Origin of the sequence: Bacillus sp. ISL-78, from assembly GCF_018613455.1 — a bacterium.
Taxonomy (GTDB): Bacteria; Bacillota; Bacilli; order Bacillales; family DSM-1321; genus Peribacillus; species Peribacillus frigoritolerans.
Genome location: NZ_JAGGQC010000028.1, coordinates 31,948 through 56,930, shown reverse-complemented (window position 1 = coordinate 56,930; position 24,983 = coordinate 31,948). Strand labels below are relative to the sequence as shown.

The 24,983-nt window shown below is 35.9% G+C and carries 21 protein-coding genes and 2 pseudogenes; 9 read left to right on the top strand and 14 right to left on the bottom strand.

Translation table 11 applies throughout. The features are described 5' to 3' along the window. Positions 1–119: 119 nt before the first annotated feature. A pseudogene (locus J7I96_RS24200) lies at positions 120–1,221 on the top strand (IS3 family transposase). A gap of 145 nt (positions 1,222–1,366) precedes the next feature. On the opposite strand, the gene J7I96_RS24195 reads toward J7I96_RS24200, so the two are convergent. Next, positions 1,367–1,687, bottom strand: a complete 321-nt coding sequence (locus J7I96_RS24195) for a helix-turn-helix domain-containing protein (RefSeq protein WP_251025432.1) — start codon at positions 1,685–1,687, stop codon at positions 1,367–1,369. Between the two features lie 910 nt (positions 1,688–2,597). On the opposite strand from J7I96_RS24195, the pseudogene J7I96_RS24190 reads away from it, so the two are divergent. From J7I96_RS24190 to J7I96_RS24175, 4 genes and pseudogenes are all read left to right on the top strand, one after another. Continuing rightward, a pseudogene (locus tag J7I96_RS24190) lies at positions 2,598–2,855 on the top strand (IS4 family transposase); the annotation flags it as partial. A gap of 10 nt (positions 2,856–2,865) precedes the next feature. Further along, a complete protein-coding gene (locus tag J7I96_RS24185; protein ID WP_251029231.1) occupies positions 2,866–3,210 on the top strand; it encodes a hypothetical protein in 345 nt (114 codons plus the stop codon). Between the two features lie 839 nt (positions 3,211–4,049). Continuing rightward, positions 4,050–6,047: a glycine rich domain-containing protein gene (locus J7I96_RS24180; RefSeq protein ID WP_215048121.1), complete on the top strand. Its 1,998-nt coding sequence runs from the start codon at positions 4,050–4,052 to the stop codon at positions 6,045–6,047. 162 nt (positions 6,048–6,209) lie between these two features. Next, positions 6,210–7,640, top strand: a complete 1,431-nt coding sequence (locus J7I96_RS24175; RefSeq protein WP_215048119.1) for an IS4 family transposase — start codon at positions 6,210–6,212, stop codon at positions 7,638–7,640. A gap of 314 nt (positions 7,641–7,954) precedes the next feature. Here J7I96_RS24175 and J7I96_RS24170 read toward each other — a convergent pair whose 3' ends face one another. Further along, positions 7,955–8,767, bottom strand: a complete 813-nt coding sequence (locus J7I96_RS24170) for a ribosomal-processing cysteine protease Prp (RefSeq protein WP_214773895.1) — start codon at positions 8,765–8,767, stop codon at positions 7,955–7,957. Continuing rightward, positions 8,757–9,290: a hypothetical protein gene (locus J7I96_RS24165; RefSeq protein ID WP_214773896.1), complete on the bottom strand. Its 534-nt coding sequence runs from the start codon at positions 9,288–9,290 to the stop codon at positions 8,757–8,759. Before J7I96_RS24165 ends, J7I96_RS24170 begins: the two co-directional genes overlap by 11 nt. 154 nt (positions 9,291–9,444) lie before the next feature. On the opposite strand from J7I96_RS24165, the gene J7I96_RS24160 reads away from it, so the two are divergent. Beyond that, entirely contained in the window at positions 9,445–9,618 is a 174-nt protein-coding gene (locus tag J7I96_RS24160; RefSeq protein WP_311315223.1) for a JAB domain-containing protein, read from the top strand. A 1,069-nt stretch (positions 9,619–10,687) separates the two neighbouring features. Here the strand turns inward: J7I96_RS24160 and J7I96_RS24155 are convergent. The 5 genes from J7I96_RS24155 to J7I96_RS24135 form a co-directional block, all read right to left on the bottom strand. Continuing rightward, positions 10,688–11,164, bottom strand: a complete 477-nt coding sequence (locus tag J7I96_RS24155) for a hypothetical protein (protein ID WP_214924072.1) — start codon at positions 11,162–11,164, stop codon at positions 10,688–10,690. 16 nt (positions 11,165–11,180) lie between these two features. Continuing rightward, positions 11,181–11,528, bottom strand: a complete 348-nt coding sequence (locus J7I96_RS24150; protein ID WP_214773897.1) for a hypothetical protein — start codon at positions 11,526–11,528, stop codon at positions 11,181–11,183. Then, entirely contained in the window at positions 11,497–11,766 is a 270-nt protein-coding gene (locus tag J7I96_RS24145; RefSeq protein WP_214924075.1) for a hypothetical protein, read from the bottom strand. Before J7I96_RS24145 ends, J7I96_RS24150 begins: the two co-directional genes overlap by 32 nt. A 596-nt stretch (positions 11,767–12,362) precedes the next feature. Next, complete coding sequence (locus tag J7I96_RS24140; RefSeq protein WP_214773899.1) at positions 12,363–13,775, bottom strand: DHA2 family efflux MFS transporter permease subunit; 1,413 nt, start codon at positions 13,773–13,775, stop codon at positions 12,363–12,365. Between the two features lie 667 nt (positions 13,776–14,442). Then, entirely contained in the window at positions 14,443–15,207 is a 765-nt protein-coding gene (locus J7I96_RS24135; RefSeq protein WP_214773900.1) for a hypothetical protein, read from the bottom strand. 398 nt (positions 15,208–15,605) lie between these two features. Between J7I96_RS24135 and J7I96_RS24130 the strand changes: the two genes are divergently transcribed. Continuing rightward, a complete protein-coding gene (locus J7I96_RS24130; RefSeq protein WP_214773935.1) occupies positions 15,606–16,292 on the top strand; it encodes an ArsR/SmtB family transcription factor in 687 nt (228 codons plus the stop codon). Between the two features lie 86 nt (positions 16,293–16,378). Here J7I96_RS24130 and J7I96_RS24125 read toward each other — a convergent pair whose 3' ends face one another. Together J7I96_RS24125 and gloA2 are read right to left on the bottom strand one after the other, a co-directional pair. Beyond that, positions 16,379–17,263 (bottom strand): DMT family transporter, encoded by an 885-nt coding sequence (locus tag J7I96_RS24125; protein ID WP_214773901.1) that lies wholly within the window; start codon positions 17,261–17,263, stop codon positions 16,379–16,381. Between the two features lie 266 nt (positions 17,264–17,529). Next, positions 17,530–17,916, bottom strand: a complete 387-nt coding sequence (gene gloA2 / locus J7I96_RS24120) for an SMU1112c/YaeR family gloxylase I-like metalloprotein (RefSeq protein WP_214773902.1) — start codon at positions 17,914–17,916, stop codon at positions 17,530–17,532. A 417-nt stretch (positions 17,917–18,333) separates the two neighbouring features. Between gloA2 and J7I96_RS24115 the strand changes: the two genes are divergently transcribed. Then, entirely contained in the window at positions 18,334–18,495 is a 162-nt protein-coding gene (locus J7I96_RS24115; protein WP_214773903.1) for a hypothetical protein, read from the top strand. Positions 18,496–18,554: 59 nt separating this feature from the next. Here the strand turns inward: J7I96_RS24115 and J7I96_RS28500 are convergent, their stop codons facing one another. Beyond that, complete coding sequence (locus J7I96_RS28500; protein WP_285292107.1) at positions 18,555–18,683, bottom strand: hypothetical protein; 129 nt, start codon at positions 18,681–18,683, stop codon at positions 18,555–18,557. Between the two features lie 584 nt (positions 18,684–19,267). Here J7I96_RS28500 and J7I96_RS24110 point away from each other — a divergent pair. Further along, positions 19,268–19,744, top strand: a complete 477-nt coding sequence (locus J7I96_RS24110) for a DinB family protein (protein ID WP_214773936.1) — start codon at positions 19,268–19,270, stop codon at positions 19,742–19,744. Between the two features lie 761 nt (positions 19,745–20,505). Here J7I96_RS24110 and J7I96_RS24105 read toward each other — a convergent pair. The 3 genes from J7I96_RS24105 to J7I96_RS24090 form a co-directional block, all read right to left on the bottom strand. After that, complete coding sequence (locus J7I96_RS24105; protein ID WP_214773905.1) at positions 20,506–20,928, bottom strand: hypothetical protein; 423 nt, start codon at positions 20,926–20,928, stop codon at positions 20,506–20,508. 1,164 nt (positions 20,929–22,092) lie between these two features. Continuing rightward, a complete protein-coding gene (locus J7I96_RS24095; protein ID WP_214924078.1) occupies positions 22,093–23,295 on the bottom strand; it encodes a C40 family peptidase in 1,203 nt (400 codons plus the stop codon). An 890-nt stretch (positions 23,296–24,185) separates the two neighbouring features. Then, the gene (locus J7I96_RS24090; RefSeq protein ID WP_214773907.1) at positions 24,186–24,929 is read right to left on the bottom strand and encodes an SDR family NAD(P)-dependent oxidoreductase; all 744 of its coding nucleotides are present in this window, start codon (positions 24,927–24,929) and stop codon (positions 24,186–24,188) included. Positions 24,930–24,983 lie beyond the last annotated feature (54 nt).

Here is a 24,983-nt window from a genome sequence, read left to right as displayed (position 1 = left end):
GCTAAGTTAAAACCCCATTCATTGTCCTTATTCCATATAATTGAATCGTCTACACTTATCTGGACAGAAGTTTAAAGGGAAGATACACTTAACTCACTACAGATAAGGGAGCACTCAAAATGACCAAGCGAGAACGCCATACGTTCACTTCCGAATTTAAACAACAGATCATTCAACTCTACCAAAAGGGGAAAAACCGAAAGGCTCTTATTGAAGAATATGAACTTACTCCTTCTTCTTTGGACCGGTGGATACAACAGAGTGAAAGCACAGGTTCTTTCAAAGAAAAAGATAACCGTTCTCCTGAGGAACAAGAACTTATTAAACTACGAAAAGAACTGAAGAAGTTACAGATGGAGAATGATATTTTAAAGCAAGCCGTGCTGATACTAGGACGAAAGTAAATGTTAAACGGAACAAAGATAAATACTCGGTATCAGCAATGTGTGGCGTCCTTGAGCTTTCACGGAGCATCTATTACTACGAAGCAAAAGAACGAACCTCAGAAGACGATGTCACAAACGCCATTTTTTTGATAAAAACCGTAAGGCGTACGGAACACGTAAGATAAGGTTGAATTAAAGAAAAGAGGCCTTACGGTCTCCAGAAGGCGAATTGGCCGAATCATGAAAGAACAGGGGCTTTTTTCCTCTTATACAATCGCTCAGTACAAACCGCAAAAGACCTCATGTAACGAATCAGTCCAGGCAAACGAATTAAATCGGGAATTTATACAAAAAGAAGAGAAAAAAGAAGTGGTAAGCGATTTATCATATGTCAAAAATAAATGGCATTACATATGTGTCTTTGTCGATCTCTTTAATCGTGAAATTATTGGATTTAGCGCAGGACTAACAAGGATGCGAAGCTTGTGGCAAGAGCGTTTGCATCTATCAAAGGGAACCTCCGTGATATTCAACTCTTCCTCAAAGATTGAGGGAATGAATTTAAAAACAAGCTGATTGACGAAACGTTAACCATATTTGAGATTGGTCGTTCACTAAGTATGAAAGGTTGCCCTTATGATAACGCTGTCGCGGAAGCGACCTTTAAAATCATTAAGACTGAGTTCGCCAATCAAACAACCTTCACAAGCTTAGATCAGCTAACACTCCAATTTGGAGACTATGTGAACTGGTTTAATAAGCTGCGAATACAGGAACTTTAGGCTACGTAAGCCCTCTAGAGTTTAAGAAGTTATCCCTTAAAAAAGTTGTTTGATTTAGTGTTGACAATCCAAATACGTAATTCAGGCACCTTGCCTGAACGGAATTTTTGAAACAAGACAATATCTTGACTAGAATGATAATAATCAAATCGTTTTGGGCGTTAGGATGCAGATAGCTTTAGTAATCCAGCCGCCTCTTCATAGCCGTTTCAGATATGACATAAATCGTTCGCTTATCTCCAAAGATACTACCTCTGCTTTTATAACCCCCTCTTGTATATACTTATAGACACTTTGAACATACATTCCTAGTTTGTTTGCAAATTCAGTAGGCCTCATACCCGTAGGGTGTGAGTTCTTTTCATTCACAAATTGATCTACTTTCTCTTTTTCATACCGCGCCTCTCTATGAATTCGATGGGAATCCGCAATTTTAATAATTTTCTTTTGCTTGGCATAATGATAGACCGTTGCTTTGGAGACCCCCAGTAAATCGGCCACCTCTTGTTGTATATACATCCCCCCCTCCCTTACAGGGAAAATATCCTATGTGGTTGATAAGTGTCGCTTGTCCTGTTTACAATCCTAAGCAGGAGAAGACTAAAAAGGCTGCGGAACTGCTAGGTGAATGCAAGACCAAATATCGTGAAAAGGATTAATTGAAAAAGGAGAAAATTTTCTAGTCTTCTCCTTTCGTATGTGTGTAGAAATAAAAGTACACAATCTAAGCTTCTATCGCTTGGTAAGGCTAAATAAATGGTAGCTAAATCTCTGTAATAATTGCTAAAAATAGCTCTTTACATTAGGTTTATATTATATGTTATTTAATCTTAAAAATGAGTATTACAAAAGGAGCCTTAAAGCCCTACTCTATTATATATAGTCTGTTAAAAGCATTGATACTTATAGTTTTCTTATTGCAACTGTTCATTATCGTTCCGTTAGTCCAACGTTAATGAACAGTTGCAATCATATTATTAGAAACTACTATCTTAGTAACTTAGTTTATATATGGAAAATGGCGTAACTTTTGGAGCTACATAGCCGTCTCAAAAAAAATTATCAAATTCAATTTGCCGGCAAGGGATGACTTCAGTCCTACTTGTTGATTACCAAGCGTTCGATGAAGCGTTAAGTTCGTAGATTAATGGATTTGGGTCACTTTTCATATTGAAAACCGGCTCTTTTTTGTATTCAGATTTCTTAACGTTGAAAATCCGCGTTTTGCTGGCGGTACCCCATACCCATCAACCTAAAATTTTGAAATACCCCCAAAACGAAAATTTTTATCTCTCTACACCTATTTATGAGAATTCAGTTTTTTTCGTTTTTAGGGTAACGAATTTCTTAAATTCAAAAGCACGTTATTCTTTTCTTTTGTTACTAAGAAGGGATGACGTGCTTTTTCTATGAATGATAAGCAAGAACAGTTGCCACTACTCCTCTTACACAACTTTGCAGTCAATTAGAATCCGCAATAGGTATTTTACTGAGTCCAGAAGGACTCAACCAACGGTTTAATCAAGCTTCCGTAGCTTTCTTCCAAACTGTGTTCACAACACTTTTGCGAGCTAAACTTGCCAATTCCTCTAAGGTATCTCATTCACTCTCTGCTTACTTTGAACGGATACGTATTCTAGATTCTACAACTTTTCAAGTGCCTGATCGTTTTTTATCTACTTATCCTGTTTTTAAATATGGAAAAAGCAAAAACTCACGGAAAGAATTTAGCTAAACAATATTTAGAAAATAACAATCTGACAGAAAGTGATTTTCAAGGAACATTTGACATTTTTGAAGTAGAAGAAGCCCTTGAAGCATTTGAGCAATTCAAGATGCCAAGCACGACTATTTATCCACTTGAATTATGTATTCTCTATACAGCAGATGCACATAGGGCAAAGTGTCTCTTGCAACTAGGAAGGGCAGAAGAAGCACTCATCTATGCCAAGAGAGCAGTTAGTAACATAGATTCGCTACCCCAAACGCCTTATCAAGGTTTAATAAAACATACTTTAGAGTTAGTAAATAAAAATTTATAAAAGTATTTGTGAAAGAAAAAAGTTGAATATATAAGAAATAAATATAAAACAAATCAAAAGAATTTATGAAAAATAAACAATAAATTGTCCTAATAATTAACCATAACATAGGCAAAACATGCTAGAATTTTGCACAATATAATCTTTTGAACACCATTAATGTAAACCATTAACGGTCTAAAACATCAAGAATTAATCATATAGTGTCTATTATTATTCATATTCAAAGTCCTTTAGTATTCTTTTTCTACTCTCTCCATAATAATGATTACTTCTAAATAGATTGATTTATTTGAATGGTATTCATAAAGAGTACCTTATTTGGCTATCCTCTCTTGTTAAACCAAATTCGATTTGATATCACAATATCATTTAACACGCATTTTTTATAAAAAAGTGATATACATAATGTAATCATAGTAGTAAAATAAATTATGGAAAAGTAGGAAAAAATTTACTCTTCGTGGTGCTAATCGCTACGGCAATAAAATAATGTATGTGGATATTGAAGTTTTTGCACCAGAACCTAAAATCTTTTCTTTTATTTTCATAAAATCATTTTTTTAAATTTGTATTTTCTGAAAAAAATACAAATTACGAGAATTTTTTTGTTTGTTATAACGTATAATTTCACTCTTTAAAGGGGAATGTCATTTCTAATTTTAAATACTGGTTATTTTGGGGGAATTTTAATTGCAAGCATAATTATGTGAAGGGTGGATTTCTAAATTTTTGTCGGTAATTTGGTCTGAAAATTTAAACTGTTTGGATTCGAACAACCATAAAAAATAGTTTTGTTTTAATAACAATTTAATACTAGATAGAGAGGTTGATGTATTTTGACTAGCCATTGGTTACATAAACAAAAGAATGGTTTGAAAAGAATTTCAAAAATATTTACCAAAAAGACATTATCATGTTTAGTTTTATCCGTAGGGATTTCATTGGGAGGAGTACCGTTAATAAGCAATTCAAGTGCATATGCAGATTCAAATTCGTGGGATTTTCAATACACAGGTAACGTTCAAAGTTTTACTGTTCCTTACACTGGAACATACAAGCTCGAAACTTGGGGTGCACAAGGCGGAAATGATACCGCGAACGTACCCACCATCTACCACCAAGGCGGTCTGGGTGGTTACGCAGAAGGAGAAGTCAGTTTAACCAAAGGTGAAACCATCTATGTCGTCGTCGGAGGAAAAGGTGCAGATACTAGAACTTCCACAAATGGCGGCTATAACGGTGGTGGAAACAGTGTTCACGGATCTGCTGGCGGTGGTGCTACCCATATCGCCACGGCGGATGGATTACTTGCAAGTCTAAGTAATGACAAATCTGCCGTTTTAATAGTAGCCGGCGGTGGTGGCGGTGTAGATTACGGCGGAAAGCGTGATATGGATGGCGGTTATGCTGGCGGTATTTCTGGCGGACCTTCGTATGGCAACAATAAAACGGCTACTCAAACAAATGGAAACAGCTTCGGACAAGGGGAACCTGTTTCCTCTATGACATTTGATTCAGGTGCTGGTGGTGGCGGTTGGTATGGAGGCTATCATGGTGAAAGCAAAAACCAATATAGTTATGGTGGCGGCGGATCGAGTTATATTGGTGGGGTTTCCGATGGTGAGACCATTGAAGGAAACCAATCCGTGCCTTCTCCATCTGGCGAGACGGAAACAGGTAAAACAGGGAAGGGATACGCAAGAATCACCTTTATCAAACTTGATGACACAACTTCACCTGTTACAACCGATAACGCACCAACAGATTGGGTGAATAAAGATGTTACGGTTGACTTAACTGCAACTGATAATGATGGGGGTTCTGGTGTTGCTTCCACCTATTATGAATTAGATAATGGTTCCACACAGAGTGGAAATGCAATCAAGATTTCTGATAAAGGAGTCCACACTCTAACCTATTGGAGCGTAGACAACGCTGGAAATGTAGAGACACAACATACCGCTACTGTAAAAATTGACAAGACGGTACCTGTTACAACCGATAACGCACCAACAGATTGGGTGAATAAAGATGTTACGGTTGACTTAACTGCAACTGATAATGATGGGGATTCTGGTGTTGCTTCCACCTATTATGAATTAGATAATGGTTCCACACAGAGTGGAAATGTAATCAAGATTTCTGATAAAGGAGTCCACACTCTAACCTATTGGAGCGTAGACAACGCTGGAAATGTAGAGACACAACATACCGCTACTGTAAAAATTGACAAGACGGTACCTGTTACAACCGATAACGCACCAACAGATTGGGTGAATAAAGATGTTACGGTTGACTTAACTGCAACTGATAATGATGGGGGTTCTGGTGTTGCTTCCACCTATTATCAATTAGATAATGGTTCCACACAGAGTGGAAATGCAATCAAGATTTCTGATGAAGGAGTCCACACTCTAACCTATTGGAGCGTAGACAACGCTGGAAATACCGAACAATTTAATACAAAAACAATTAAACTAGATAAGACAGCTCCTGTGCTAAACATTAGTTTAGACAAAACTACAATATGGCCGCCTAATCATAAAATGGTTCCGATTACAGCTACAATTAATGCTTCTGATGGTACATCAGAAATCAATTCAGTAGTGTTAACATCCATTACCAGCAATGAAACACTTCAATCTGATGATATTCAGAATTCAAATTATAATAAACCTATTAGTGGGTCCACTGACTCCTTTGAACTTCGTGCAGATAGACTGGGAAGGGGAAATGGACGTATATACACTGTGACATACACTGCTATGGACAACACAGGGAATGTTACAACCAAAACAGCTACTGTAACGGTTCCTCATGATCAATCAAAATAAATTAAGTAGAAGGGTTCCTATCCTCTACCTCTCATACAACCTTAGATACCGTTCTTATTGGGGTCCCGCCCCATGCCCATCAAGCTAAGGTGAATTTGTATCATCATAACGAAAAAAGCGCTATTCTTTTTGTAGAAATATACAGGAAGGATGGCGTTTTCTATGAGTTTTTCTGTTTCAGACGAAATGAATCTCTTTTCTCAAGAACTTCAAAACTACTTATCTCCGTCTTCTCTACAACAATTAGCTAAAGAAGTTGGGTTTGTTCAACGTACAAGTAAATATCAAGCACAAGAATTAATTGCTTTATGTGTATGGCTTAGTCAACAGGTCGCGAGTACACCACTCACACAATTGTGTAGCCATCTCGAAGCATCTACAGGTGTCCTCATGAGCCCCGAAGGGCTTAATCAACGATTTAATGGTTCAGCCGTACAGTTTCTTCAACAAGTTCTAGCTAATCTTCTAACTCAAAGAATTCATTCAACACAAGAAATACTTCATCCATACTCCACGACTTTTAAACGTATTCGGATCCTAGATTCTACAACATTTCAACTTCCAGATAAGTTTGCTTCACATTATCAAGGTTCTGGCGGAAGTAGCCATACCGCAGGTGTTAAAATCCAACTTGAATATGACTTATTGAGTGGGAAGTTCCTCCACGTTTATGTAGGAGAAGGGAGAGAAAATGATAAAACCTTCGGTTCCACGAGTCTACTAACCATTCAACCGAAAGACTTATACATAAGGGATTTAGGGTATTTCGACTTACACGACTTACAGAAAATGAATGATGAAGGTGCTTACTATGTCTCACGTTTGAAGTTGAATTCTCGTATATATCGTAAGAATGATGAACCAGAGTTTTTTCGAAATGGGACTGTGAAGAAAGGTACTCTCTTTATTCAGTTAGACACGGAAGAGCTTATGAATCAATTACAACCTGGTCAAACATTTGAAATTTCAGAAGCATACATTGGGCTGTATCAAAAACTACCCGCCCGAGTGATTATTCATCGACTAACTGAGGTACAAACAGAGAAAAGATTGAAAGAACAAGCAAAAAAAGAAAAGAAGAAGGGCATTACCTATAGAGACCGAAGCAAACGATTAAGTGGAATGAACGTATATATTACAAATCTTTCTTTAGAAGACGTTCCAACGGAACATATTCATGAACTGTATTCGTTACGTTGGCAGATTGAAATTCTATTTAAGACATGGAAATCTTTCTTTCAAATTGACAAGTGCAAAGAGATTAAGAGGGAACGCTTAGAGTGTCACTTGTATGGGCAACTTATTAGCATTTTACTCTGTTCATCTACGATGTTTAGAATGCGTCAGTTACTTTTAGATAAGAAAAAGAAGGAGTTAAGTGAATATAAATCCATCTATATAATAAAAGACTATTATTTATTGTTTTATCAAGGATTACAAAAGGACGCCAAAGAATTATCAAAAATTTTTCTACGTCTGTTTCACCTTTTGGAGAAAAACGGACGGAAATGTCATCGTTATAACAAGAAAACGGTCTTTGATATCTTAGGTATTGTGTATGATTGTACGTCACAAAAACTTAAAGCTGCCTAATATTTTTTTAAAAAACCTATTTGATGGTTTTTTTGTCATGCGCATTTTTAGTGTTACCATAGCAAATTAAAGAGAACACACTTTTATATTATCTCTTGTGCGCTTAGCTTGATGGGCATGTGGCGGTACCCCATATACCGATAAAGTGCATTTCTTTACATTGTCTATTCTTTCAAGTACCTGCTTATTTGTTCTTGAATCACCGATACATTATATTATACGCTAAGTAATTCAATCAATAAAAGTCAGATTTCTTTTCGCTAAAGAAATGACTTTTTAGTTTTTCTTTTGTTACACCCTAGCCTTATTTATAACTAACTTTTAATTTCTAAATGAATACGGTGATCAAGACCTTTACTTTTCATCTCTCCAATTACCATTGCTATTTGAACTTCCATTGCATCCAATAGCGTATTAACCTTTTCATCAGCATTTTCGATATCTGGAATAATAAATCTTATAAAAGCAGGCCCACTCTCCAAAATATTAGCCTGTATATTAGTTAGTGCTATTATAGAATTAAAAGTTCCAATAAAAATTTGTGAAAAAACTGCATTGTAAATGTCAAAACCTTTTGGTGCAAGATTTAAATATCCACTTACTTGAAACCCATAAATTTGTTTAAATTGATTTTTATAAATAATAATATGCAAACCATCAGTCGAATGTATTCTTTCTATCGGAATCATTTCTTTCAATCCTTTTTTTATAACTGCAAAATAGGGGCTAATTCTCCCTATAATAACCATAAATAAAAAATCAATTTCCATACGTGAATGTTTCAACATATTTTTAAGGAGGATCTTATCGTCCCTTGAAGGAGTGGGAATATCCTCTGGGTGTGTATGCCATTCACCAAGATATATCCTTTCACAATTTGATTCTTTCCATGCTTCTTCAACAATCTTTTGAGCTTTTTTAACGTTTCTAACAAAATAAAAACGCCCAGATTTATCTTCTATAGAAGGTTCTGATATTTGGTCAATAATAATTATATCATTATAAACCTTACCTAATAAAATGCCTCCTGACTCATATTGTGTGTGATTGTATTGCTTATATTTGTCAAAAAACTTTATAACCTCTTCGGTAAATGCAATATATTTGTCTCCATACTTATATATCATTCTTTTCTGCACTTTCTTTATAAGTTTTTAAATAATTGTAGCGTGTTGAAAAATCAGTTGCACCCGCCCAGCGAGGTTCTAAGTATCTTTTATTTTTTCGTTGCTCTGTTAAATTACCTAGCCATGTAAACGTAATATTATCCTTCCTATCTTTTTCCCATTGTTGGCAAATAAATAACAATACATCAGTAGTAAATTTCTTTAATTCTAAAGCACCATACGGAACATAGGATGTGCTACAGCCCAGTTCTTTTTTTGTATATTGATTTCCATTTTTAAGTACTTGATATTTATACTTCCCTTTATCGAATAGCGAACTTATATTGATCCCACCGGTAGATTCAATCCATATTGCATGTCCAGCTGCCAAATAAGGTTCTACCCAAATATTTAATACTGGTGGAGTCATAACTCCTTTCAATTGTAGTTCATTAATTCTTTGCTCAATTGGTGCATTACTTATAGCAGATATTATTAAGTCATATGAATTTAATCCTTCTGGATATAACGTTAAAAATGACATAATGTCTTCAGTACATACATGAATTTGACTAGTAGGATAATGCCTGCTTAAATTTTTTTTAATCGCTTCCGTCTTTTTTTAATGACACAAAATCTTAAGTCTCTTATTCACGTTCATATCAAATTCCCATTTTTAGTATCATACATATATAAAAGTGGTAGATCATAACCATCTTTCATATGATCCTAAGCACTTAAATGAGGACATCCAAGTTACTAAACGACTTGCAGAAGCCGGAAAGTACCTAGCAATTGAAGTTCTTGATAGCTTGGTAGTAACTAATAATCCTAATAATTATATCTCTTTGAAAGAAAAGGGTTATCTATAAAAACAAACTTGCAGGAGAGAGGAAATCTTTCTTTTGACCAATAAAAACGTTTAAAGAAAATCTGGAAGTAATAGTAATGAAAAAAGAAGCACAGAAAAAGCAGTTAATGGATTTGCAAGTGTTACACCGGAGGAAGGTTACGCCCTGGTACTGAACTATTAAGGATTCATTGTTTGGAAAACTTTGAGGTTCCTGATCTAAAAATACAAAAAAAGAAAAATCTCTCGATTTGATGTTAATTTAGATGATTTCTTATAAGGTAGTGGTTAATAAATGGATAACGCGTCAGATTTTAAGTCTCATTTTCCTTCGGAAATTAGCAAAGATTTAAAGTCGTATCATTAATTATGCTTTGCTTCATAGTAGGTATTTCTATGTTAAAAGAATGAAAACAAGCTTGCAACCTGGTTACTGCACTCATTGTAAATCTAATTATATTGTAGAGTCAGATAAAAATTAAAAGCACAAAGAGGTTTGGAAATGTGAGAAATATACTTCCAAAATCGTTTGGCCGGGGTAGAGGGAAAATGATTGATACGTATGAAAAGTCACTTGTGAATCCCTAACGATTACAGCGACTGGATACTATATATCAATTGATTATAGAGAAGATATGAGTGGAGAAACTTCTATACTACCAGTGACATGCTACCTTTTTGAGAATGGAAAAGCAACAATGGTGTACAGGACCCCTATATATCGGGAATTTCTGAAAATGGAGTTGTAAAGTATGAAAACGGTTTGAATTTCACGAGAAAGCCTTAGTTCATTAAGAACAATGATCTCATACTAATTGCAGAATTTGCCCAATAAAAAATAATAAGCCATTTCAATAACTTTTTTGATATGGTCCATTTGCTTCTATTTTAACTTTCTTACTAAGATACTTATTAAATCTAAAAAAATTCTGGTAATATACTTACCATCTTATTCATTATTTCATTAATCAGAATTCGACATTAAAAAAGCCGAGTTTCCCTACTCTAAGCAACATCGGCTTTGATATATTACATTAATTCCATTATAATACAAGTTTATTTTTTCTTCGATTCCTCCCATATTTATTTTATTATCGACGATAATTTTTACTCAACCCAATTACTAATTCCTTCTTGTTCAGCAAAATGTGTAATTTTTTCCAACAATTCGATAGGTAATTCAAAATAGTTTTTCTATTGGGACTTCGCAATATCAAAGTATCAGCATCGTGATGCATTTCTCCATTAGTTAAATACGGTAATATATCAGCAATACAAAACACCTCAGATATTAATGGCTTTTCCCCTGTCCTAACGTAGAGTAAGACAGTTTCATTTTGTTCTCTAACTCGAATGTTTTCTACTCCCCATATTTCAAATAAATAGTCAATGAAGGGATAAAATACTACTTCGTTTTTTGGTACCTGAATCTCAACATAGCCTTTATAATCCAAAGTAGACTGGTGGATCGAGTATGATGGCTTTAAAGTATAAGTTTTCATTCCTTCTTCATACGTCAACCACTTTTGGATATTGGGTAGGTAAAAAACCAAATACATTTTCTTCATTACGAACCACACGTGCCTATGATATTTTGGACGAATGAATCCTTTGATACAAAGCAATGTCATTTTTTGAATCATAATATTCATATCTTTTTGGACGCTGAGTGAAAGTTGGTTTGAGTGACTTCTCTGCTTCCTGAAAGGCTGTTTCCGAAATTACATTCGTGATTCTTTCATCCCCATAAGGGACGGCCTCAGCTTTTATGGAACCATCTTGAATATACTTATAAACACTTTGTACAGAACTCCAATTTCTTTGCAACCTCATTGGGACAGTAGGGAAAGATTGCTTTTCTACTAACCGATCCACTTCCGCTTTTTCATAACGGGCCTCTTTATGTAATCGATGTGGGTCCAAAATTTTCATGATTTTCTTCTGCTTTCCGCAATAGTAGACCGTTGCCTTGGATCTCACCTAATAAATTCGCTACTTCCTTTTGTGTATACCATTCCACTTTATCCCCCTCCCATCCTTCTTGATTATTCGTTACTGTTATGGGAACATCCCGTTGTTTCCCATTTGTCAATTCCTCATGATACAAGACTGCTTCTACCTGGCCAAATTTCACACGATATTGGAGACGTAGGTGTTCAATCACTTCCAAAATCACGCCATCATTTCTCACTTAAATTGAGTGGATGTCTATCAGATTATGAAGAGTCTGGGCCATGAGCAGCTTTCCACTTCAGAGATATATTTGGAGAAAGTTTTTGAAAAAGAACGCCATGCGAATCATTTGTGGTTTGGGGAGTATATATAGAAGAATATCTTCATATCCAGCGGGGTTTTTGTGATTTTTGGCGCGCTCTCAAAAGATTCAGTTTCGAAAATGGCTTAAAGATTAAGGATTTGAAAAATAGTCCAGATTTAATATAAGATATATTAACACTTACATTTAATTCTTGTATGTTTTCTTCTTTTTATAAAGAAAGAAAATGAAAAAAGGAGGGAGAACAAATCATCTGGATGACTTGTTCTCCCTCCTTTTTAGAATCCCTTAGATAGGCATGACACTTCATTTATCCGTACAAACATTCAAAATGAAACCTGAGAATAAGCGGGTATTGGCGAGAAACTGAGGAAGTTCAATAAGGTGAGGAGCCTGGCGACGAAAAAAAGGAGATATAGTTTAAAAGAATCACAAGTAGATGAAATCTATATTGTGATTCTTTTCAAGCTTAAAAACTCATATTCAAATTTTTAATTCTTCTCCCCGAACTCTTTTCCTGCTGATCTTTGATCCTTTATTTTAAAAGAAATGAGGAAGCTAATTAACGAAAGTACAGCGATGACGATAAATGAGATTTGCGCGCCATACATATCAGGATGGACTATCTCGGGACGCTGCTGAGCATTTTCGGTAGCTGATGTCATCACAGTAACAAGGATTGCCGTACCTACAGATGCGGCAATCATTTTCATCGTATTATCCATTGCTGCACCATGGGCGATTAACCGTTTAGGCAGCTGGTTTAAGGCGGCCGTTGAAACAGGCATCATAACCATGGCTAATCCGAACATCCGTATACTGTACATGACCATTATAAATGTAAAACTTGTCGAAGGACCAACATCCATAAAAGTAAAGGATGAAGCGGTTATGAGAAGTAATCCGCCAATAACCAACCACCTGGCCCCCACCCGGTCAAAAATACGTCCAATGAACGGTGACATTATTCCGGTAATAAGTGCTCCAGGAAGTATGGCTAATCCAGCTTCAAATGCAGTAAATCCTCGCATGTTTTGCATATATAGCGGGATGAGCGTTTCGGCACCTATCAGACCCATAAAGGTAATGGCTCCAATAATGATAGCAATCGGGAATAATGAATACGTGAACACACGGAACTCCAGCATCGGATGCTTCAATCGCAATTGCCTGTTGATGAACCAAACAAGTGAAATTGTCCCAATGCCTAGGGATATGATGGTACTCTCGTCTGTCCAGCCATAATTACCAGCTGCTGTAAAACCATACAATAATCCACCGAAACCTACGGAAGATAAAACAATCGAAAGCACATCCACTTTTGGCCGTGTAACTTCTGTTACATTTTTTAAAGCGAAGAATGCAACTATGATATCAATAATAGCAATTGGAAGAATGATAAAGAATAACACCCTCCATGAGTAGGTCTCCGTAACCCAGCCAGATAAAGCGGGACCAATAGCCGGCGCGAAGGAAATGACCAGCCCGACCAGTCCCATGGCTGCACCCCGTTTATGAACAGGGAAAATCATTAGGAAGACTGTTTGCATTAACGGGAGCATAATTCCGGCTCCGCTCGACTGGATCATCCTTCCTAGCAGCAGCATTCCAAAATTAGGAGCTAGCCCCGCAACCAATGTACCAATAGCAAAAATCCCCATCGCGGAAAGGAAGAGCTGTCTGGTGGTAAAGCGCTCCAGTAAAAACGCGCTAACAGGGATCATGATCCCATTAACCAGCATAAAAACGGTTGTTAGCCACTGTGCACTATTTGCCGTAACACTCATTTCCTCCATTACAGGAGGAATGGCGGTAATCATTAATGTTTGATTCAAGATCGCAATGAATGTGCCCGCAAGCAAAAGAGCAACAATTGTTGACTGTTTACTTTTTGTTGAACTCAATTATGGTCCCCCTTTACGTTTTGGAAAAAAACATACTTTTGTAGATTACACGAATTTACATCAGATTTCCAGTAATTTGCTGTTAAAAATAAAAGCAATAAAGTCGGCAGTAAATCATTACTTCCCCTACAATTAAAAGGGGATTTTGTTTGAATAACAAGCTGCAATTGATGTCCTTATTGGCTTATTTAAGGAAGTACTATTGAGCCAGGCACATTATCACTCCCTTTTAAGAGCAGATCAAATAGCGGCAACAGACATCAAAACAACCTTATCAAGTGATCGACTTTTATTGCATAAAGAGCACTATTAACTGGCTATAACAAATAATCACCATTGCAAGTATATTTCCGCGTTTTGATACCGTAGTCCATATGTTCTAAAAGCGAATGATACTTTTTAAATTTTGTTCAGCAATCTACAGTATGTTTTTCCGCCATATCCATAGTTAATATAGAAGATAGTCGTCATATTCAAAGTAGTTTTGCTGTATTTTGGGCTCTATTGAATGGCGCTCTCTTAAAGGATCCAAACATGGTAAGAACTTTTTGGATAGAAACCCCTTGTGGAAGCGATTACCCTATAATTTCCTGTTATTTTAACTCTACTATTTCATTCTTTAAAAAGTTCAAATCTTTTTTCCTCCTGCAAATAAAAAGCACCCAATTTAATGGATGCTTAGATTTCCTTTCTTTCGTAATCTTATTTCAAATTTATCACTGAAAAATTCGCTTGCATTAAAAATAGTACTGATGTCTGAAATATCCCCTATGTTCACAATTAAGGCTTCGTCAACTTCTTGATCTGTGAGAACTATGCGATATTCATATTGATTTTCAAAGTATTTATCTTTCCAAAAATAAATATCAGTCCCTTGATTTTTATAAGAGTTCATCCTTGCTGAGGAATTGATGTTATAATCATCATATTTTACCAAGCCCCCTCTGTAAGCATAACCTTTTTCATTGAGTGTTCTAGTAATTCTGTCAATGAATTGCGATGGGGTAACAAAAATTAAGCTATCTCCGAACTCCCTGATCATTTTATCGATTTGTTCATTAGGTAAATCAAATTTGGTATAGTAATACTTTTCATCCTCGTTAACCACTTTTAACATATCGCCAATAATGGCAAACATACAATATAATGGTCTTTTTTCATTTATATTTTTTCTGAAATTCAATTTTTTAGTTCGCCCCGACATTATTAATTCATTGGTATCTTGAGTAAAGAAATTCATTGTTAATTCCGTAAAAACATGTGCTGCTTCAAATTTGTCTCCTACACCTTTTTCTCCTGAAGCACTTTCTATATCAATATACTTTTTGAAATTATTCATATATAAATCTCCAGACAAAAAACTTTCCACAAAAGGTGTGAACTTTATAAATCCAAAAACTTGGCCTTTAAATCCAACGTCTGACATTTTCATACTCTTCTTTCCCTCCTATTTAACTACTAAATTCACAAAAGGGACTATTCACCGGTATTTATTCCAAGACTATTATGAACGGTTACTATTAGTGAACATGTAAAAATGTATGCCTAGTTTACAAAGAATATACTTCAGTAAAAAACGCTTATCCAAGGGGATACAGTCTTTCTTCTTTACAGTCTTCTTTTTAACCTAGAAAAAATAGAAATACCGCTTTTATTGTAGGGTCCAATATCCTTTTTCAAATTTAATTAAAGCAGGAATCGTGAATATACCGAATATCACTTGGGCAGCGGTACTGTATAATGGAAGGATAAGTTTACCTATTTTTAATAATATATTAATTGGCGTTCAGCTTATTAACTAATCTATCGGCAGAAAGGTTGGTAACTACTTTGAGTATAAATCCAAATATGGCGGAGATAGCCTCCCTACTTGGGGAAACGTCACGTGCAACAATACTAACAAGTCTGCTGGATGGGCGTTTTCATACGGCAGGTGAATTAGCATTGATGGCTGTAATAACACCTCAAACGGCCAGCTTTCACCTTGCTAAATTAGGGGAAGGAAACCTTGTTATAGTTGAAAAACACGGACGACATCGCTATTATCAGCTAGCAAATGGAGAAATTGCGCACATTTTGGAATCGTTTCTTGCCATTTCCCCACCTCCTGAAGTTCGGTCGTTAAAGCAATCAAGTCAAGTCAAAATGCTCCAAGAAGCCAGAACTTGCTATGATCATTTGGCAGGAAAGCTAGGAGTCCAATTAACTGAATCGATGTTGAAAGCCGGATATATGAAAAAAGAAGAGCGGGAGTTTACAGTTACACCCAAAGGAGATCATTTTTTTTCTGAATTCGGCATCGATTTACTTGATTTAAGAAGAAAACGCCGTTCATTTTCCCACTCATGTTTAGACTGGAGTGAACGACATCATCATCTTGGCGGAGCTTTAGGGAATGGACTTCTTACACATTTTTTCGATTTAGGCTGGATAATCCGTGTTCCATCTATTCGCGCAGTAAAAGTCACACTTAAAGGGAAAGAAGGATTTAAAGAAGTTTTTTGTATAGAGGTATAATTAATAATCCCTCATGGTAAGAATCTTTTATTTTTCACCATGAGGGGCTTTCTGTCTTTAACGGCTTACAACAATCCATGCGATTACTATAAAGCTCTTTTAACTAATTTATTTTCCTTTTGGAAATTGCTATTTACAAGATAGATGCCAATGATGATAAACAGTCCGCCAATTAGGAGTGACGTGTATATCTGCTCACCTAATAGTGCCCACCCTGATAAAACACCGAAGAAAGGTGCCAAAAATAAAAAGGCACTTGTTTTTCCGGGATCACTCTTTTGTAAAAGGTAATACCAAACAGCAAATTGCACGATCGATGACATGATACTTAACCATAATAAAATGAACAACGAATTGCCATTCAGTATGAAAAATGGTTTTTCAAGAATAAAGCTGCCAAGTAAAAGCAGGAAACCGCCAAAAAGCATCTGATAGGCAGATAAAACCCATGTATCGTAAATCGCCCCCCATTTTTTCGCCAATAAAGTGGAAATCGCCCAGAAAACAGCAGAAAGAATGCCGAAAAGAATACCAACCTTAAATTCAAGTTGCGCTCCCATCGTTATAATTACTCCAACTAATCCTAATGAAACTCCAATCCATTGATATAGTTTATAGCGTGTTTGTGAAAAGATCGTACCGAATACAACAACAAGTAACGGGTTCGTGAATGTAAGAATGGAGGATTCACTTGCTGTAATCGTGCGTAAACTCAGGAAAATGCAGCCCATTACTCCGGCTGTTTGAAAAGTGCCGATAATGAGCATTTTAATCCAATCCCCTCTAGAGTTTGGATGCGGTCTTTTTAAAAAGTTTACGATCATCACCATTATGAGCCCTGCAAGTGTGAAGCGTAATGCTGCTAATAATAATGGGGATGAATACGGTAGACCAAGTTTAACTACTGCAAAAGAAGAACCCATCAAAAATGTCGTTAAAAGTATCAACACTGTAAATTTGTAAACATTCATTTTTTTATCTCCTGACATATTTAAATGACCGATCTACCGATATTATAGCTGGCGATTATTTCAGCTATTATCGAAATATGGAATACAAGTGGAGATAAATTTATAGTATTGACATATCATAGAGAACCTTCATAGTTTAATTGGCATAAGTAACCTCTTTAAATCATCGTATTCATTTTTGAAATCAACTAAAAAAAGAAATACCCTCAAGTTTTCCCCTCTCCCTATCAAACTTCATGCTTTATAGCCCTCTAAGCTTGTAATTCCTATTTTTCATATATTTCAAGAGGCAAATCATCCGGATCACTAAAAAAAGTGAACCTTTTTCCTGTTATCTCATCAACACGGATAGGTTCGACTGGAATGTTCTCTTTTTCTAAATCTTCAATCGCTTGATTAATATCTTCCACTTCAAAAGCAAGATGTCTAAGGCCCCTAGCTTCAGGATAACTAGGTCGATTTGGGCTATCGGGAAATGAGAACAATTCCAGCTGATATTCCCCTCCGACGATTAAGTCCAATTTATACGATTTCCTTTCTGACCGATATGTTTCCTTCTCGATATCACACCCTAAAATATTCACATAGAAGTTTTTTGATTTTTCATAATCGGAACAAATTATTGCTACATGATGTATTTTATTTACTTTCATTTGCTTCCTCCTTAAAAACATTGGTTATTTTCATCTGATTTTACCAAAGTTATACATTAATAAAAACATAGATTTAAGTGCTTCCCTCGGACTTTACTGCACGATACTGGTATATGCATTTCCCTTTCACAGGTCCACCATTTAGATTAATTGCAGAATTAGAAAAATTATATTTTAATCATGGAAAATGCCAAGGCCATACTGTTTGATTAATATTATTGCTAATGTCATATAAAAAAATAAAAAGCCCTGTTAGCTGAAATTCAGTAACATCAGGCTTTCAAGATCTAACCGATAGAGTTTTTGCACTTGTGGTATATACCCTTTCGAACAAACTTTTATAAATCCTAATACCCACTTTATCCTGCATTGATTTCAAACTATTTTACAGCAGGAATTGTTTGTGGATATTCAGTCATGAAATTTCCCTTACCCGATTTCAAGATCATAATAGCGAGAAAACAAACGACTCCGAATGAAACCAATAACCAAACAGCTCCATTAAACGATCCATCGAAAGCGGCTATGACAAAACCAATCGTTAAAGGAGCGATGAAGCCCCACCAATTGCATCTCTAAATTGACCACCCCAATGTTGAACCTCCATTGGGTGCAGTTCACTTCGGGTATGCTTTTCTTTACCAGTTTTCCGTTTTATCTAATAATTGATCAATATCAAATGCATCGAGATGAAATGGAATTGACTCTTCGGCAAGTTCTTCAGTAGCAAAAAGCAATTGGTCAATATCTATTATAGGCAAGAACAATTCCCCTCCCTTTAACTTTACCTCAAACATTACTTCTAATAGGTAATTCTTTTGAGGGTATCATAACTACATTTATTTATTCGGTAGTTCACAGGAAGACAACGCTCTTTGTCTCCACAATCTCTCCAGAACTAGCTCCAAAAAGCAGATTTTGTTCTAAGGAAGAACAAAGTACCAAGCTAAAGGTTTAATAGCCTTGAATGGTGGTTAAGCCAAAAAGCATGAGTACTTCACCATAGTTCTATATGTAAATATTCATACACCAGAATACATTTCTAATAATTTCCATTATACCGCAAATGAAACTGTATAATTTTACAGTTGTATAACAATTATCATTTAGCATTTAACTTGTATTTATCGAATTTTCATTTAAGTCCAAAAAACCTTATGGGACTTTTTATTTTTGTAAGAATGCTAATAATATAGTTCTATAAGTAAAGCGATTTTTAATAAAAGATCGCTCCCTAATGTGGAACAAGAACCGGTTAAAATAAAGATAAGTTCAGGAAATTTATACCATATTCTTTTCCGGTTTTAACTGGTATAATATGGATGATTTTGTAAGTGAGAGGGGAGAAAAGATGAATCAACTTATATTTAAGCAATTTGAGATGACGAGGGAATATTTCATCAAGAATGTAGAGTCCATTTCCATGGAACTAAAAGATGTGCAGCCAGATGGCTTTAATAACACAATTCATTGGCATACTGGTCACGTTTTGACAATTACAGAACAAACTATGTTTGGTTTCCCGAATGTAACAACCCATCTTCCCACGAATTATATAAAGTTGTTTGGGAATGGCACAAAACCAGCTGATTGGACAGGGAATATACATATACCTGCTATGGATCAGCTGGTTGTGCAGTTGAAAGATCAATTAACTCGTTTAAAGCAAATCCCTCCTGAACAGCTAGATCAAGATTTGGATACACCATTCTTAGGATGTAACACTGTTGGAGAACTTGCAGGTTTAACATTAATGCATGAAGCGACTCATATGGGGCAAATTCAGGCAGTGAAGCGTATGATTGAGCATGTAAGTCTTAAAAACTGAATTTAATAACAAAGTGTTATATTAAGCTGAAAAAACCAGTCTAATAAAACTGGTTTTTTCTTCTGTTATATTTTATACCTCATTAGTCTACACACAACAAACCATTCCTTCTTTAACAACCTTAATCTACCTATTTTTATTAAGCTATTCTGCCCCATAGCTATGATTTATCTTAATGGGGTTTTCTATTATGTCAAAAAACAATCAACTGCAAAAACAAATAGACACTCAACTATCTGTAGGTGGCCCAGCAAATCTAGCTTCAAACTCATAAAAAAACAGATAGTATCATACAGTTCTCAAGCTCAACAACAAATGAAGAAAGCAGATCAACAAGAAGAAACTCCAATAGAAAAACACAATATAAGAGATTATGATAGGGCATGGGAAGATGACCGCCATTAATAGGGGGCATCTTCCTTTAATTTTTTTGACTCAAGTCCTTCATTTACTTTCACTAAAAAGGAGATGCCGATCAGCTCCTGATAATGAAGTAAAGCACCTCTCAGCCATCCATTAAGCGCAAAAATCAGCGCTCCACTACAGAGAATGAAAATCGCGGGAAATCGCTACTCATTCTATGGCTGGGTGAGTAAGGCGATGAACTATGGTACCAATAGAGCCCATTCGTTAGTCTGACTCCAACGGCCTCGGTGCATCACAGACTAGCTCACCTCGACAATAAACCCATGAGCTAGCCTGTTTTGACCCTGATTATGTAGATGTACAAGAGTTCCCAGATTATCCTCTGGGGTTATTGTTTACTTTAAGATATCCAATCCAACTTTAAAGAATGAGTTTAACCCATAAGCCACTGATTGAACCGTATTTGCATTATCCAATAGTGACTGTTTATTCTCCCCAGTTGGATTCTCTTTTGCACGTATGAATGAGGCTTCCAGAGCTGACAACTTTTGTTTCAACTCATTGATTTGCTCTTGGACTGAACCCTTAATTGCAGTAGCTTCCCTGAAGCACTGTTTACCTTTTGGACTAATCGTTGCTCTGCTTATCTTCCCGGTTGTACTCTTTTTGATAGCTATGAGTTTCTTGTTCGCAAGTATCACTAACTCAGCCCTTACCACTTCAAGATTTTTATCGTACTTTTGAGCAATTTTACTTACACATCTTTCTCTATTGCATTCCTCAAGGAAAGAAAGTATTTGCTTTTGTAGATGATTCATATTGGTTTCTCCTCTTAAGTTTGTTTCCATTTGCAAGAATTATAAAGTTTCTTTCTACCGTTTCTTTAAAGTTTGCATACCATAAAACCCCAAAACACATATATTGTTTTTTCGTATTTTCTCTTACAAAAAACATCTTTAATTTATCACAGAAACCACAGAATCTAATATAATACTACAGAAACTAACAAATATTTTTTAAATATTCAATTAATCGCACAAAAATTGGAAGTATACACATTCATAACGTAAGGGAAAGAACGAGACAAGCATTGTTTAAGGATATAAAGACAAGAGGATCATGCTGGAAGTATTAGGCACCAACTCGAAGAGTAATAAAAACAGCTGCTATGTTAACCGAAATCGATGAATATCGTAAAAAGGATCTAAGATCATTTCACCAAGAAAAGCTGGTGGCAGAGATTACGAAAGTAATTTAAAATTCCCATATGGGTTATACCAAGATAAAATTCTGGCACCCGCTAAGAAAACAGGTTTTTTCTGAAGTATATATCAATTAGGGTTTTCCATCCTTTTCCCAAACAATGTTAGCTCGGATTTTGAAGATATATCATCTATAAATTCTTCTTCACGATTTCTATATCCCTTTTCCGTCTGAAGTAAAAAGTCATTCCACCTTGTGAAATCATATTTCCACTCAAATGCTTTACTTTCGGATAATTGATTTACCGTTTCATCTCCAAGGCTTTTTACACTTTTAAATCTTTCGATTAATCTTTAAATATTCGTTTCCAATATCATAGTCAGCCCTTCCAAAAATATTATTTTCTTAAAATTGACTTGAAATTTTTACCACAACCATTAAAATAAAGTTTTCTTCAACTAACTGCCCATTTAGTTCATTAAGAAAAACCGAAATCAGGTCATTTCGGTTTTTCTTTTTTATATACAGTACAACTTTTTTTCTAATCCACAATTTCGATTCTTATCGCAGTTAAAACATCTATTAAAAACCGATAATACTTAACAACTTTCATTTTCTTTTCATTTGTATATTGCTCAAAACTTTTGCCCTTTTTAAGCAATTAAAAACCCCCAAGATAGTAGTTGTAACATCGTTTGATCATGATTTGTTATACTGCCTACCTTAAGGGGATAATATGACTAAAAAAATTCAAATAGTCTAACTCTCTCGTGTCTATCTTAGTCCATATTATTGATTTGAACTTGCCCAAAACTTTCGAACTTCTTATTAAAATAACTTGAAGTAAGGTCAGAAATATGAACACCAGTATTCCTTGTTGTATGAATAAAGCGACCATCCCCTAGATAAATACCGACATGGGTTATCTCTTGACTTAAGTCTGTATCGCTAAAAAATACTAAGTCCCCTGCCTTGGGATCTCTGAGTTTCGGCAGCAAGGAATAGTAGTCCGCTGCCGAACCCCGTTTAAGGGAAATGCCCTGCTCCTTCATGGCCCAATAGATAAAACCACTGCAATCCATTCCAATCATCGGATCATATTCTCCGAAAACATAGGTAAATCCACGTAGAGTATAAGCATACTTTATGACATCATAAGCTCTATCATAAGAAGCCTCTTGATTTGCATAAAATGGATACAAGGGACTGCTGTATATTTGAAGATACTGTCCCTGCATCAAGCTATCAGTTGGTAACGCGTTACGCTTTTTGATTGTATCCACCGATACACCGTAATTATCCGAGATACTTTTAAGTGTTTCATTATTTTGAACGACATGCTCTCCTTTTGGTGTATACGTTTTATACTCGGCTTGGTATTGTGCAAAATATTTTTCTATGGTAGATCTCACCTGAACTGTCTCCGCTCCGTATCCAGAATTAACGAACTGATTCCCCCCCAGATAGATCCCAGCGGTCACGACTTTTGAACTCCCCTTTTCCAGAAAAAATATAACATCTCCAGCCTTAGGAGTATTTGTATCCATTCCTTGCTTATAATAGCCTTCAACTGACAAACGGTCGATAGGCACCTTTTGCCGGGAGAGTACCCAGTGAATCAATCCGCTAGAATCAAACCCTTTGATAGGTGTCTCTTCTCCAGCCGTTTTTTTAAATCCTGTAAATGATTTCGCATAATTCGCAATTTGTTTCCCTCTCTCTGACCACTGATAGTTCGAAGGAGTATAAGCAGTCTGAATGGTTAACTCCTGGCCAATATATAACTTACCATCCGGTAAACCATTCATATCCATTAATTGCTCTGTCGATATATCATAGATTGCTGCAATCGATTCTACCGTTTCTTGAGAGGATACAGTATGCACTGGATCTGCTGCTTCAACATTTAAGCCAGATAAAAAAGTAAAACTAGCGATGCCTAGTAATAAAAACAACATACTACCTAATATTCTTTTCGCCATTTAACCCTTCCTTTAACATACAGATTTTGTTCCTTCCTAATGAAATTCTATAAAATATCAACTGTATAACTTTAACATAAAAATACTATTAATTGGATTCACTTCTACTTTCATCATTGAACTAACCTTCTCTTTTGTTTATACTTTTTGCGATATTAATATAAGGCCATTTTGTAAAAAAATGCCCCTTTGTAGGAGTGTCTTTTACGAAATACGCTATTAAGCTAATTATAGGATCAACAATAAGAATGATATGACGTGAAATACAAAAAGCTCAGTTCCGAAGTAAGAAAGAACTGAGTTCAGACTGTAGACGAACTCGATGAAGAACAAGTTTGTCTCCATTTTATTTAGGTTTATAAAACCTTGAACGTCGCTTGGAACATAGGGCACTCGTTTTTCGCGGGCGGTCCGCCCTCGGTGCTTTTGCGCCTGTGGGGTCTCCCTCGACGTGCTTGTCCCGCAGGAGTCTCCCACATACGCTCCAATCAACTCTGTTTTGAATTTTAGATAAAACCCCCTTTTTTCCCCGGACGTATATAAATTTATATAGAGAATATCTATAAAGCGACCGATCTAGATCGTAATCAAATTATCCATTTGGCCTTTTTTATCGCTGCACATTCAAAAAGAGTATAAATGTATCCTCCATAAACATAAAAATTACTGAATTCCCTCTCCCCTGCAACTGCTGTATCGTTTCTTCTTCCAAGGAAATGTTTTTAACATTCCCTTGGATTTTTTCTTTATATGCAAAAAAAAGAGCCCTCCAGCAAAGTTGAGTAATCTAACACCACTCATCTTCCTGAAGAAGCTCTATTTTACCTGTAATTATCACATCAAACGAAATTGACTGATTGATAGAACCAGCTATTAACCCTTACACGTTTTTATACTGCCGTATAACCGCCGTCGACAATTAGGCTAGTGCCAGTAACAAATGATGCATCGTCACTTGCAAGGAAGAGAACGGCTTTAGCCACTTCTTCCGCTCTGCCTAAACGGCCGATTGGATGTAAATCGATCAAACCTTGTCTTATTTCACCTTGTGCTTCGGCAATAAGTGGTGTATCAATATATCCAGGGCAAACGGCATTAACACGGATGCCATCTTTCGCATAAGTCGTACCTAATGTTTGTGTCAATAGTTTGACCCCGCCTTTAGCAGCAGAATAGGCTGTTACCCCCGGTTTCCCTGCATGGCTATGGATGGAGCCTGTATTGACAATGGCGCCTCCAGTAGATTGTTTTTGCATTTGCTCTATCGCATATTTATCGGATAGGAAGACACCCGATAAATTAATATCAATCGTTTTTTGCCATTGCTCGTAGCTTAACTCATGAATGTTTCCGTCTCTGGCAATTCCTGCGTTTGCGAACATGATATCCAGTTTTCCATATTTGTTAACCGTCTCTTCGATCATATTCTTTACGTCATTTTCATTCGTCACGTCCGTTTTAACAAAAAGAGTATCATGCCCTTTTCCATTTAACTCTTCTGACACCGCTTGTCCATGATCAGCAAAATCGGCAATGACCACCTTTGCTCCTTCTTCTGCAAATAATTTAGCCGTACTTGCTCCAATCCCGCTTGCTCCCCCTGTTACGATTGCCACTTTATTTTCTAATCTCATATCTAAACACTCCTTAGTTTTTAGTTTCTAATATCCGCTAGAAAGTTAGGTTTT